This window comes from Candidatus Dadabacteria bacterium (assembly GCA_026708565.1).
Taxonomy (GTDB): domain Bacteria; phylum Desulfobacterota_D; class UBA1144; order Nemesobacterales; family Mycalebacteriaceae; genus Mycalebacterium.
This window is the reverse complement of record JAPOUR010000005.1, coordinates 90,359-103,081: the sequence shown is the minus strand read 5'-3', so window position 1 is coordinate 103,081 and position 12,723 is coordinate 90,359. Positions and strand designations below refer to the sequence as shown.

The following is a 12,723-nucleotide window of genomic DNA, read 5'->3' as shown; positions in this document are numbered from 1 at the left end:
CGGACTTCCTTATCAGGTTCACAACATCAGCCTTCACGACGGGGAGCAGAAATCGCCCGAATTTCTTGCTATAAACCCCAACGGCAGAATTCCCGCAATAGTGGATGAAGACCGGGGCAACCTCGCGGTTTTTGAATCGGGGGCGATATTGCTGTATCTGGCGGAGAAGACCGGCAAATTGCTTCCCGCAGACACGGAGGGCAGATACGCCGCAATCCAGTGGCTTATGTTTCAGATGGCGGGAGTGGGCCCTATGCAGGGGCAGGCGCATGTTTTCCGCCACTACGCGCCGGAGCGCATTCCCTATGCGGAAGAGCGCTACACAAGAGAGGTAAACCGGCTTTACTCCGTTCTGGACGGGCGGCTCTCAACAGTTCCCTATCTCGCGGGCGAACAATACTCCGTTGCGGACATAGCCCTCTGGCCATGGGTGAAGGGTTGCGAAAAGGCGGGGGTTGATTTGGCGCGTTTTGAAGGACTCTCCGAATGGTTTGAGCGGGTCGGCTCGCGTCTGGCGGTCAAACGGGGAAGCGAAGTTCCGCCGCCGCCCGAAGAGACGGAAGAGGAAAAAAACCGCAGGGTCTCGCGGATTCTTGTTTGAATTTCACGGCGCGGCGGTTATGATTGCCCTTGCCCGCTTGGGGCTTCTTTTGATTTTCTGAAATGCCTGACGCAAACAGTTTTATATTCACATCGGAGTCCGTAACGGAAGGGCATCCGGACAAGGTCGCCGACCAGATATCGGACGCCGTTCTGGACGCCATGCTCACGGATGACCCCAAGAGCAGGGTTGCGTGCGAAACGCTTGTTACCACCGGGCTCGTGGTTGTGTCGGGCGAGATAACAACTTCAAGCCGCGTCAACATCACTGAAACGGTCAGGGAGACTGTGGAGCGAATAGGCTACACCGGCAGTTCAATGGGATTTGACGCCCGCACATGTTCGGTGATGGTGGCAACGGATATGCAGTCTCCCGACATTGCGGCGGGTGTTGACACCGGCGGCGCAGGGGATCAGGGGCTTATGTTCGGCTACGCAAATACCGACACGCCCGAACTGCTTCCTTTCCCGATAATGTGCGCCCACCGCCTCTCAAAGCGGCTTTCGGAGGCAAGAAAAAGCGGCAAACTGCCGTTTCTCCGTCCCGACGGCAAGTCTCAGGTTACGGTCAGATACGAAAACAGAAAACCGGTTGAGGTGGACACGGTTGTCGTGTCATCCCAGCACTCGCCCGATGCCGACAACAAGACAATACACGAGGGAATAACGGAGGAGGTTATCAAGCCCGTAATTGACGCCTCCCTTTTCACGGACAACACAAAAGTGCTGATCAACCCGACGGGCAGGTTTGTGATAGGCGGGCCTATGGGCGATGTGGGGCTTACCGGGCGCAAGATCATCATTGACACTTACGGCGGCTGGGCGCGCCACGGGGGCGGCGCATTTTCCGGCAAAGACCCCTCAAAGGTTGACCGCAGCGCCGCATATATGGCGCGGCACATAGCAAAAAATGTTGTCGCAAGCGGAGTCGCGTCCGAGTGCGAGGTTCAACTCGCCTATGCGATAGGCGTGGCAGAGCCGGTGTCCGTTATGGTGAACACGTTTGGAACTTCGGAGTTGCCGGAAAACGAAATAGCGTCCGCCGTAAGGGAGATTTTTGACCTTACGCCTTCGGGCATAATAAAGGAACTTGACCTGTTGAGGCCCGTTTACCTGCCGACCGCCGCTTACGGGCACTTTGGCCGCGAGAGCGGCAACGGGCTTTTTACATGGGAAAAAACCGACAAGACCGGGGGGCTGAAAAAGGCTCTCGGCGGATAGGAGAAAAAATGGCAAAACAAAAAACAAAAGGCGACATAAAGGACATCCGGCTTGCCGCAGAGGGAAAATTGAGGGCGGAATGGGCGGCGAAACAAATGCCCGTTCTTGAGAAAATTATGGCGCGGTTTGCCAAGTCAAAACCGCTCAAAGGCGTTCGCGTTGCGGCATGCCTTCATGTTACGACGGAGACCGGAAATCTGATGTTAGCCCTCAAAGCCGGGGGCGCGGATGTGCGCCTTTGCGCGTCCAACCCGCTCAGCACGCAGGACGACCTGGCGGCTTTTCTGGTCAAAAGCGGCATTCCGACTTTCGCGATAAAAGGCGAAAGCACGGCGACTTTTCACAAGCACCTAAAAGCCGTTCTTGCAATGAAACCGCACATAACGATGGATGACGGAGCCGACCTGACGGCGGAGATTCACAAAAATGCGCCCGCCGCCCACAAAGACATAATCGGTGGGACGGAGGAGACAACCACGGGCGTTATACGGCTTCAGAGCCTCGCAAATCAGGGAAAACTCCGGTATCCGATAATCGCCGTGAACGACGCCAAAACCAAGCACTTTTTTGACAACCGCTACGGAACAGGCCAGAGCACACTTGACGGCATCACGCGCGCGACAAACCGCCTCATATCGGGAACTAACTTCGTGGTTGCCGGATACGGGTGGTGCGGCAAGGGGCTCGCGATGAGAGCCAGAGGAATGGGGGCAAATGTGATAGTAACCGAGATTGACCCGGTCAAGGGGCTTGAGGCGAGAATGGACGGCTTCAGGGTGATGACGATGGACTCGGCCGCTTCGGTGGGAGACTTTTTCTGCACTGTTACCGGCAACCTGAACGTAATAAGAAAAGAGCATTTCCTCAAGATGAAAGACGGCGCGATAGCCTGCAATTCCGGGCATTTTGACGCGGAGATAGACTTGCGCGGACTGCGCTCCGTCACAAAGGCGCGGCGCGCCATAAGGGAGTTTGTGCAGGAGCACAAACTCAAAAACGGAAAGTGCGTCAACATTCTCGGAGAGGGCAGGCTGGTCAATCTTGCCGCCGCCGAGGGGCATCCCTCAAGCGTAATGGACATGAGTTTTGCCAATCAGGCGCTGTCGTGCGAGTATCTGGTGAAACACAAGGGCAAACTTTCCGCGGATGTTCATACCGTTCCGGAGAAACTGGACGCTGAAATTGCGGAGATAAAACTCAAGTCTCTCGGCATCGCGATAGACAAACTCACCGCGGAGCAGAAAAAATATCTGAGTTCATGGGAAGCGGGCACCTGAAACTGGTTGACGGCTCTCCGGATGAAATCAGGGAGATGTTCGGGAGTTACCTGACGGTTGTTCACGGGCTTTCAGACAACACCGCGAGCGCATACTGCTCCGACATAGAAAAATTCGTTTCTTTTGTGAAAGCAAGTTCGCCCTCCGCCGACCTGTCCGATGTGGGTCGCGGCGGCGTGAACGACTTTCTTGCCTCACTGAGAGACAGGGGCGTGAGCGCGCGCTCGGCAAACCGCTGCCTCTCATCCATAAGGAAGTTTTACCGGTTTCTGCAAAGCGAAAGACTGGTGGCCGCAGACCCCACTGAAAACATCACGGGGAGCAGAACGGACGCGTATCTGCCGAGGGTGTTGTCTGAAAAAAGTGTTGAAAAAATCCTTGACGCGCCCGGAACTGCCGGGTCTCCGGGCAAGCCTGAAACGGTGAGAGACTTCGCCATTCTTGAGGTGTTTTATGCGACGGGCGTAAGGGTTTCGGAGTTGTCTTCCCTGCCGGTGAACGGCCTTCATCCGGAGCACGGATACATACTTGTTCGCGGCAAGGGCGACAAGGAGAGGCTCATTCCGCTGGGGGAGCGGGCTCTTGAAAAGATAGGCCTGTATGTGTCCGGGGCGCGGGAAACCCTGCTCAAGGGAAGGGAGTCTCCGTATCTGTTTGTTTCCCGGAGGGGAACGCGTCTTACACGCCAGCGGCTTTGGAAGATGATAAAGTTTTACGCCCTCGCCGCCGGTGTGAATCAGAACATCAGCCCGCACACTATGCGGCACTCGTTTGCCACACACCTGCTCAACCGGGGCGCGGACCTCAGAACCATACAGATGCTACTCGGACATTCTGACATATCGGTTACGCAGATATACACTTCAGTCGGCATGGAAGAGTTGAAGGAACTTCACAACAGGTTTCATCCGAGGGCGTAGCGGTGTTTTCATTTGACCCTTATCAGATTGCGATTACCGCCGTTGTCATTCTGTTTGTGCTGACCGTGCATGAGTTCAGCCATGCGCTTGCGGCGGACGCCCTTGGCGATGACACTGCCAGAAGGTTGGGGCGTTTGACTTTGAACCCTCTCGCGCATTTGGACTTTCTTGGAACGGCGCTGTTTTTTATCGCCGGTTTCGGGTGGGCAAAGCCCGTGCCGGTCAATCCGTATAACTTGAGAAATCCCAAGAAGGATATGATAGTGATAGCCGCTGCGGGGCCGCTTTCAAACCTGCTGACGGCAATCATCGGCGGTTTTGTTATCAGGGCTGCGATGGAGGGCGGACTGCTTATGACTCAGACGGGCGAACTTGTGCGGGCGATACTGGTTTTGCTTGTTTTTTACAGTATTGCGCTTGCAGTTTTCAATCTGATTCCCATACCGCCGCTTGACGGCTCGCGGATACTTTACGGCATATTGCCGGACGGGATTGCGGAGTTTTACGCGCGGTTTGAGAAGGTCGGGATGCTTGTGCTGTTCGGGATTTTTATATTTGCAAGGGAAGGGGCGATGAGGGTTTTGTGGGGGCCGGTGGATTGGATGTTTCGCTTGTTCACGGGGATGGGGATTTTTTGAATGGGTTGCCTGTTATTCCTTGCTTCCCCGCCCTTGACATTCCCCCGCAAGTTTGAAACTCTTAACCCCGTTGTGGATTGAATGACTAAACAACAGACACTTGCGCCCCCGCCTGAAGAACGTTTCTACACCGTTGACATAGACGAGTTTGAAGGCCCCTTGGAACTGCTCCTCTCCCTTGTGAAGAAAAGAGAGGTGGACATATACGACATACCCATAGCGGAAATTTCAGACCAGTATCACCGGCGGCTTGAACTGATGGAAGACCGTAGCCTTGATGTGGTCGCGCGGTATCTTCCCTTTCTTGCCGAACTGGGGCTGATTAAATCCAGAATGCTTCTTCCCCGCCCCGAAGAGGAGGAAGAGGAGGAAGGGGTTGACCCGCGCATGGAACTGGCGCGCCGCCTGATTGTTTATGAAAGGTTTCGCGATGTTGCCGTGAGAATGGGAGAGATGAGCCTGCTGGGCAGGGATGTGTTCGCCAGAGGAGCGACTTATGCGGACGAGTTCGGCGAACCGGAAGTTGAGACCGAATTGGTCGCTTCGGGAATATGGCCCCTCGTAGTCGCGCTGTGCGGGATGAGGGCAAGGGTCAATGCGGGTGACACCGAAGATATTGAACTGCACATAGACCCCGTAACCGTTGAGCAGAGAGTCGCCGAGATCAGGGCGGCTCTGAAACAAAAGGGGTCGGTTGAAGATTTCAGCATGCTCTTTGATGAGAAACCGTCCAGGAGTCAAGTGGCGGTTTCATTTATGGCGATTCTGGAACTTGCCAGAAACCGTGTGATTGAACTGATTCAGAAGAGACCTTTCTCTTCAATAAAACTTTTTTATGTGGAGGGGCGCGAAAATGGAAAAGACCCGGATAAAGAAAATAGTTGAGGCGGTGATATTTTCATCGCCGTCGCCCGTAAGCCCGGCGGGGCTCAAGAGCGCGCTTCCCGAACTCTCGTCCGAAGACCTCGGCGCGGTTTTCAAGGAACTCGCCGAAGAATGGAAGGAAATGGACAGGGGGGTTGAACTCGTGAAGGTTTCCGGCGGCTACCAGTTCAGAACCGGGAAGGACTTTGCCCCGCAGATAACCGGCTTTAACAAAAAAATTAAAAAGTTGCGCCTGAGCAAGGCGGCGCTTGAAGTGCTCGCCGTGTCGGCGTATCAGCAGCCGCTCACCAGAGCGGACATTGAAGAAATACGCGGAGTGGATTCGTCCGCTGTCGTCAACCTGCTTATGGAGAGGGGGATGCTTGAAATCTGTGGAAGAAAAGATGTTCCCGGAAGACCTTTCCTTTATAAAACCACGGATGACTTTCTCAAGACCTTCGGCGTGGACAAACTGTCCGACCTGCCGACCCTCAAAGAGATAGAGGAAATAGAAAAAGACCTCGCCGCGCCCCCGCTGGTTATCGCCCCCAAAGATGCTGAAGATTCCTCAGACGGCAATTCAGAGCCCGGAGACGGCACGGAGAACGCGTAACTCTTCGGCGCGCATTGCCTCGCCCTCTTTTTTTCTCTTGTGCGTGTGTCCCGCGAGGTGGGCAACGCCGTGAATCACAAGTTTTTTGAGTTCCTCTTCAATAGTGATGCCGTAGTGGCGGGCGCGCCTCCGGGCGGTTTCAATGGAGAGGACAAGGTCTCCCGCAAGCCCCCGCTCCCCGTGCTCAAAAGAGAGCACGTCCGTGGTTCTTGATATGTTTCTGTAAGTCCGGTTGAGGGTTCTCATCTCCGGGTCGTCAACTATGGCGACACTTATCTCGCCCCTGACCGAAAGCAAACGTGCCGCCTCGGCGCAACAGAGTTTGACAAGCCCCGCGAACTCCGCCGCCCCCGCGCCGCTTCTGTCAACAAACGAGACCCTTGCCCCGTTTCCTGTTTTGAGTTTCCGCTTCTCCGGCACAGCGGGCAATAATATATAATCTGCGGCTGTTATGGCTACCAAAAAAGGCAAACCGCCGCTTGTGGCGATTGTGGGCCGCCCCAATGTGGGCAAATCAACTTTGTTCAACAGGATAGCCGGGGCGGACAAGTCCATAGTGGAGAGTACGCCGGGTGTTACGCGCGACAGGGTGTATGCGGACGTGAGGTGGAAAGGGGCGGAGTTTTGCCTGATTGACACCGCGGGGCTGGAGCCGCCCGGAAGCGCGGACGAGCCCGGAGCGCGTGAGCAGGCGGAGGTTGCCATTGAAGAGGCCGACCTCATACTGATGCTTCTCAGCGCGACCGATGCCCCTCTCCCTCAGGACGGCGAGATTATAAGGGCTCTCAGAAAGAGCGGGAAAAAGGTTCTCTGCGTTGTTAACAAGGTTGACCATAAAAAGCATGAGGGCCTTGTTGACGATTTTCACTCTCTGGGAGAGGTGGAGCGGGCGGGAGTCTCCGCGCTTCACGGCAGAAACATCTATGAACTTGTTGACCGGATAGCATCTCTGCTTCCGGCTTCAGAACCGTCTCTTCGGGAGGGTGAACCCGCCGTCCGGCTCGCCGTATTGGGAAAGCCCAATGTGGGCAAATCCACCCTTGTTAACACCGTTCTGAAGGCTGAAAGAATGGTAACCAGCCCGGTGGCGGGAACTACGCGGGACGCGGTTGATGTTGAGTTTGAATACGGCGGACGCAAATACGTCATGACGGACACCGCCGGTGTGCGGAAAAGGGCGAGAGTGGGGGCGGGAGTTGAGAGGCTGGCAACCCTCAGGGCGATAAGAAGCATAGCGGAGTGCGATGCGGCGGTTTTGATGATAGACGCGGCCGGGGGGCCTTCGCGTCAGGACACCCGGATTGCCTCCATTATAGAGGACAGGGGGAAGGCGGCCGTTATCGCGCTCAATAAGTGGGACCTTGCGCCCGATGGAATGGAGGAGGAGGCGGGCGACATAGCGGAGAAAACCGTCCGGCGGCTGGGCGGCGCGTTGCATTTCGCGCCGGTCGTAAAACTTTCAGCTCTTCAGGGCGGCGGCATACGCAGCCTCTTTGCCGCCGTCCGCAGGGCCGCCTCCCGGCACGGCGCTAAAATCTCCACAAGAAAACTGAACGATTTTCTCAAAAAAACGGTCGCGCGCGGGCCGTCGGTTTTCAAGGGGCGCGAGTTCAAGGCGTATTACATGAGTCAGGTGGGCGTCCGTCCGCCCGCCTTTGTGGTTTTCACAAACGCGCTGAGCGCCTCCATTCCCCGCCATTACGCAAGATATTTTGAACGTTGCCTCAGGGATGAGTTCGGCTTTGAGGGCACACCCGTGCGGCTGTTTTTCAGAAAAAGGAAGGATTCCGGCGGAAAATGACAGTGAGGAAAAGCCCCTCAAACCTCCGCCGCTTCAAGCAGAACCGCCTGAATCTCTGCGGTTTTCTCCCTTGCCTGATACAGCGCGCGGACGCGCTTTCTCGCGGCGCTTCCCATGGACTTTCTCATCCCGGCGTCTTCAATCAGCCGGCGGAGGTTTTCAGTCATGTGGCGGGTGTCTCCGGGCGGGCTGAGCAGTCCCGTAACACCGTCCTCCACCGATTCCTCTATCCCCCCGATTGCAAAGCCGACAACCGGCAAGGCAAAACACATTGCTTCTATGACGGAGCGCGGGAACGGGTCGGGATAGTTTGAGGGGATGAGGAATATGTCAAAGTCCGGCAGGCAGTCCGTCACGTTTTTCCTGAAGCCGGTGAAGATGAAGTTGTCCGCTATGCCCATGCGCTCCACTTTCTCTTTTATTTCGGACAGATGGTTGCCCACAAAAAAGCCCGGCGTGTCTCCCACTATCACGAATCTCAGAGCGGTTTTCAGTCCGGGGTCTTTGAGCAGCGCCGCCGCCGCTTCAACGAAGCGCCCGTAACCCTTGCGTGGAACCACCCTGCCGGTGTTTCCCACCACCACCGCGCCGTTCGGGATTTGATACTCCCGCCTGACCGTTTGCGCGCGCGGCGCGGCGGGGTCAAACTCTTCGGTGTCAATTCCGTTGTGTATGACACGAACCTTGGGGTTGCCTCCGAACTGAACGGCGGTGGCCTCGGAAACGCAGATAATCCTTTTTACCGCGTCCGCGCGGGCAAGGCGCGTGATTAGAAACTTCATAAACGGCGTCTGCTGAATGTTGCGCACATGCCACACCACGGGCACGCCGTGCAGCATTCCCGTGAACGCGCCCGTTATTTTCGCTATCGTCCCGTTGCAGTGGAGAAGGTCTATGCGCCGCTCTCGTATCACATTGCCAAAGGTGAGCACAAGGGCGGCTATCCGCGCTATGTTTGCCGCCGCATAGGCGGTTTTCATCAGAGCCGAAAGGACGCCGCCGAGGGGGCCGCGCCAACTCACCCGTCCCGGCAAACTGTTCCAAAACGGGCGGAAGAGCCCGTCGGGAAATCGGGAATCAACTATAACGTCCCGGTATATCCCGTGCTCTTTGAGCCTTTCAGAGAAGATGTCGTCTCTGGGAATGAGCACAAACGGGCGGACGGAGTTTCTGTCCAGGTGCTTGAGAATATAAAACAGACTCCTTCCGGGGCCGCCGTCCCGAACGGAGTGATTGATGAAGAGAACTCTTTTTTCGCCGTTTTCCATGACAGACGGCGGGAAATCTAACACACAACGGCGTCAAGGGAATTGCCCTTTGCCTCCGCTACCGTTAGAATAGCGCCTTTGTTGGCGAATCTTCATGAGTCATTCTTCATCAGAAACAGGCCGTAAAAGCGCGGACACGCCCGGACTTATATGGTTCAACGGCTCTCTTGTTCCGTGGGAGCAGGCAAATGTTCATATACTCACCCACACCCTTCACTACGGGATAGGGGTCTTTGAAGGCATCAGGGCCTACAGGGGCGCGGGCGGCAAAACCGCCGTTCTGAAATTGGGCGCGCACATAGACCGGCTTTTTATGTCCGCCCACATCGCGGGCATTAAAATCCCCTACGGCAAAGACGAGATACGCGAAGCGGTTTTTTCCGTTCTGGAGAAGAACAGTCTCAAGGAAGCGTACATAAGGCCCATCGCTTTTCTCGGACATGGCTCAATGGGGCTGTTGCCCGTGGACAACCCTGTCCGCGTCGCCGTTGCCGCATGGGTCTGGGGTGCCTATCTGGGTGATGACGGCATTAAAAACGGCATCAGAACGAAAATCTCATCCTTTACCAGAATGCACGTCAACTCCTTCATGACAAAAGCCAAGATATGCGGCAACTATGTGAACTCCGTGCTTGCAAAGCAGGAGGCAATATCAACCGGCTTTGATGAGGCGTTGCTTCTTGACGCGGAAGGCTATGTGGCCGAGGGGAGCGGTGAGAACATTTTCATAGCGCGCGGCGGAGCGCTTAAAACCCCTCCGCTGACCTCCGCTCTTGAGGGCATAACAAGGGCGTGTGTGATTGAGATTGCGCGGGACAGGGGAATACCGGTTGAGCAGCAGCGCTTTACCAGAGATGAGCTTTATACGGCGGACGAGGTTTTTCTGACCGGCACTGCGGCGGAGATAACCCCCGTGCGTGAGGTGGACAACAGGATGATAGGGGACGGCAAGCCCGGAGAGGTGACAAAGGGTCTTCAGGAAACCTTTTTTGAGATAACGAGAGCCGAGAACGGAAAATATGGGGAATGGCTTGAGACCGCCTGACCGTTCGTTACTTCTTCCACGAATCCCTCAAAGTTGCGGTTCTGTTAAACACCGGCCGCATGCCGCTTGAATCCTCATCGGCGGCAAAATAACCCTTTCTCTCAAATTGAAAAATTGCGCCGGGGTGCGAATCGACAAGAGACGGCTCAACCGGAACATCTTTCAGAATTTCAAGGGAGGCGGGGTTTGTCAACTCCTTCAGCGGCCCGCCTGAGGCGGCGGGGTTTTTTTCTTCAAACAGCCTGTCGTAAAGCCGCACTTCGGCGCGCGCCGCATGCCCGGCGCTGACCCAGTGTATGGTGCCGCGGGGCTTGCGCCCGTCCGGGGCGTTTCCTCCGCGTGTCTGCGGGTCATACCGGCAGCGCAACTCCCTTACACTGCCGTCCCCGTTTTTGACGACCTCCTCGCAAGTGATGAAGTATGCGTATCTGAGCCGCACTTCTGTTCCCGGAGAGAGGCGGTGAAACTTTTTGGGCGGGTTTTCCATAAAGTCATCCCGCTCTATGTAAAGGACGCCGGAAAACGGCACATCTCTGCTTCCCGCAGACGGGTCTTCAGGATTGTTCACGGCGGGCAGCATCTCTTCTGAGCCGGGCGGATAGTTCGTTATGACAAGTTTCAGCGGGTCAAGCACGGCCATTCTTCTTTCTGCGGTTTTGTTCAGGCGCTCCCTGACGGTGTGCTCAAGCAGTTCCAGTTCAATCGTGCTTTTCTGCTTTGTAACGCCCGCCTTGTCACAGAAATCCCTTATGGCTTCCGGCGGGTATCCGCGCCTCCTCATTCCCGATATCGTGGGCATGCGCGGGTCATCCCAGCCGCTTACCGCGCCATCCTCAACCAGTTCGGACAGCAGCCGCTTGCTCATCACCGTGTGGCTGATGTCCAGACGGGAAAACTCTATCTGGCGCGGTCTGCTACTACCGAGCCGATGGGAGAGTTTTTCAACAAACCAGTCGTAAAGGGGCCTGTGGTCTTCAAACTCAAGGGTGCAGAGCGAGTGTGTTACGCCCTCAATCGCGTCCGAAAGCGGGTGGGCGAAATCGTAAGTGGGATAGATGTTCCATTTTTCGCCGGTTCTGTGGTGAGGGGTTTTCAGTATGCGGTATATCACCGGGTCGCGCATGTTGATATTGCCTGCCGCCATGTCAATTTTCGCCCGCAACACCTTTTCCCCCTCATCAAACTTGCCGTCCTTCATTTGTTTCAAAAGGTCAAGGTTTTCCCACCGCGACCTGTCTCTGAACGGGCTGTCGCTTCCGGGCTCGGTCAGAGTGCCGCGAAGGCGGCGAATCTCATCGGGGCTCTGGTCATCCACATACGCGAGTTCTCCAAACGTGAGATAAGAGGCGCATTCAAAAAGTTTGTCAAAGTAATCGGAGGCGAAACGCAGCCGGTCTTCCCAGTCAAAGCCAAGCCACTTGACATCCTCCTTGATTGACTCAACAAATTCGCCGCTCTCCTTTCCGGGATTAGTGTCGTCAAACCGCAGTTTGCAGATTCCGGAATTTTCCGCCGCCACGGAAAAATTCAGGCAGATGGATTTGGCGTGCCCGATGTGCAGGCGTCCGTTGGGTTCGGGGGGGAAACGGGTGACCACCCGCCCGCCGTTTTTTCCGGCGCTTAAATCCCCGGCGATAATCTCCCTTATAAAATCTCTCTTTTTGCCGCCGCTCACGCGCCGCCCCGGAAGCGCAAAGTTACTTCCACTTGATATTGCATCCCATGCTTGGAATCTGGTTTTCTGAGGGAGACTGCCCGCGCGCTATTGCATCAAGCGCCGCGCGGAGGTCTTTCCCCGTAACAGGCTTGCCGTTTTCGGGCCTTGAATCGTCAAGTTGGCCTCTGTAAACGCACCGGAAATCAGAGTCAAAAACAAAGAAGTCCGGCGTGCATGTCGCGTCATACGCCTTTGCCGTTTCTTGAGTCTCGTCAAAAAGGTAGGGAAACGGATAGCCGAGCCGGTTTGCGTCTTCAAGCATCTTTTCGGGCGAGTCATCGGGATAGTTCTCAACATCGTTTGAGTTGATGGCGACAAAACTGACCCCGCGCTCCGTATATTCGCGCGCGAGAGACACCAGTTCATGCTGAATGTGCTTCACATAGGGGCAGTGGTTGCATATAAACATCACCACGGTTGCCACATCGGAGCGGAAATTTTCAAGTTTCCTGTTTTCCCCGCTGACCACGTCCGCAAGATCAAAGTCGGGCGCTTTCATTCCCAGCGGAATCATACTTGACGGTGTAAGAACCATGGCTGTTACTCTCCGGAGCCGTCAACGAAACCTATTTTCTTATGAGTTCCGTCACAAAACGGCTTTGTCTGTGAAGCGCCGCATCTGCACAGCGCCAATTTTTCCCCGCCTTCAACTTTTGCGCCCGGAGCGCCGGTCAACTCAAAATCGCCCGAAACAATGATGGGGCCGTTTTGAAGAATCTGTATGGTTGTTTTTTCGCTCATAACAGCCAATCCTACCAC

At 55.6% G+C, this 12,723-nt stretch carries 14 protein-coding genes; 9 read left to right on the top strand and 5 right to left on the bottom strand.

Annotated elements, in window-relative coordinates; translation table 11 throughout:
* The 7 genes from OXF42_01575 to scpB form a co-directional block, all read left to right on the top strand.
* Window positions 1–601: glutathione S-transferase family protein (locus tag OXF42_01575; protein ID MCY4046788.1), on the top strand; the 601-nt coding region annotated here is incomplete at its 5' end.
* Between the two features lie 62 nt (window positions 602–663).
* Entirely contained in the window at window positions 664–1,821 is a 1,158-nt protein-coding gene (gene metK / locus OXF42_01570) for a methionine adenosyltransferase (protein ID MCY4046787.1), read from the top strand.
* A gap of 8 nt (window positions 1,822–1,829) precedes the next feature.
* Window positions 1,830–3,098 carry an adenosylhomocysteinase gene (ahcY, locus tag OXF42_01565; GenBank protein MCY4046786.1) on the top strand — a complete coding sequence of 423 codons (1,269 nt, stop codon included), beginning with the start codon at window positions 1,830–1,832 and terminating at the stop codon, window positions 3,096–3,098.
* Entirely contained in the window at window positions 3,080–4,018 is a 939-nt protein-coding gene (gene xerD / locus OXF42_01560) for a site-specific tyrosine recombinase XerD (GenBank protein MCY4046785.1), read from the top strand. The genes ahcY and xerD overlap by 19 nt, the downstream gene beginning before the upstream one ends.
* Window positions 4,019–4,020: 2 nt before the next feature.
* Window positions 4,021–4,656: a site-2 protease family protein gene (locus OXF42_01555; GenBank protein ID MCY4046784.1), complete on the top strand. Its 636-nt coding sequence runs from the start codon at window positions 4,021–4,023 to the stop codon at window positions 4,654–4,656.
* A gap of 81 nt (window positions 4,657–4,737) precedes the next feature.
* Window positions 4,738–5,541, top strand: a complete 804-nt coding sequence (locus tag OXF42_01550) for a segregation/condensation protein A (protein ID MCY4046783.1) — start codon at window positions 4,738–4,740, stop codon at window positions 5,539–5,541.
* Window positions 5,510–6,133, top strand: a complete 624-nt coding sequence (gene scpB / locus OXF42_01545; protein ID MCY4046782.1) for an SMC-Scp complex subunit ScpB — start codon at window positions 5,510–5,512, stop codon at window positions 6,131–6,133. The genes OXF42_01550 and scpB overlap by 32 nt, the downstream gene beginning before the upstream one ends.
* Here scpB and ybeY read toward each other — a convergent pair.
* Window positions 6,101–6,553, bottom strand: coding sequence for an rRNA maturation RNase YbeY (ybeY, locus tag OXF42_01540; protein MCY4046781.1), 453 nt, complete (start codon window positions 6,551–6,553; stop codon window positions 6,101–6,103). The genes scpB and ybeY overlap by 33 nt on opposite strands.
* A 31-nt stretch (window positions 6,554–6,584) precedes the next feature.
* Here ybeY and der point away from each other — a divergent pair, with 31 nt between their 5' ends.
* Window positions 6,585–7,934: a ribosome biogenesis GTPase Der gene (gene der, locus OXF42_01535; protein MCY4046780.1), complete on the top strand. Its 1,350-nt coding sequence runs from the start codon at window positions 6,585–6,587 to the stop codon at window positions 7,932–7,934.
* Between the two features lie 17 nt (window positions 7,935–7,951).
* Here der and OXF42_01530 read toward each other — a convergent pair whose 3' ends face one another.
* Window positions 7,952–9,202: a glycosyltransferase family 4 protein gene (locus tag OXF42_01530; GenBank protein ID MCY4046779.1), complete on the bottom strand. Its 1,251-nt coding sequence runs from the start codon at window positions 9,200–9,202 to the stop codon at window positions 7,952–7,954.
* A 94-nt stretch (window positions 9,203–9,296) separates the two neighbouring features.
* On the opposite strand from OXF42_01530, the gene OXF42_01525 reads away from it, so the two are divergent.
* Complete coding sequence (locus tag OXF42_01525) at window positions 9,297–10,247, top strand: branched-chain amino acid transaminase (protein MCY4046778.1); 951 nt, start codon at window positions 9,297–9,299, stop codon at window positions 10,245–10,247.
* Between the two features lie 7 nt (window positions 10,248–10,254).
* On the opposite strand, the gene OXF42_01520 is transcribed toward OXF42_01525, so the two are convergent.
* From OXF42_01520 to OXF42_01510, 3 genes are read right to left on the bottom strand one after another with little or no spacing between them, the layout of a single operon-like run.
* Window positions 10,255–11,922 carry a glutamine--tRNA ligase/YqeY domain fusion protein gene (locus OXF42_01520; GenBank protein MCY4046777.1) on the bottom strand — a complete coding sequence of 556 codons (1,668 nt, stop codon included), beginning with the start codon at window positions 11,920–11,922 and terminating at the stop codon, window positions 10,255–10,257.
* A 22-nt stretch (window positions 11,923–11,944) separates the two neighbouring features.
* Window positions 11,945–12,499, bottom strand: a complete 555-nt coding sequence (locus OXF42_01515; GenBank protein MCY4046776.1) for a thioredoxin family protein — start codon at window positions 12,497–12,499, stop codon at window positions 11,945–11,947.
* A gap of 5 nt (window positions 12,500–12,504) precedes the next feature.
* Window positions 12,505–12,705, bottom strand: coding sequence for a CDGSH iron-sulfur domain-containing protein (locus OXF42_01510; protein MCY4046775.1), 201 nt, complete (start codon window positions 12,703–12,705; stop codon window positions 12,505–12,507).
* Window positions 12,706–12,723 lie beyond the last annotated feature (18 nt).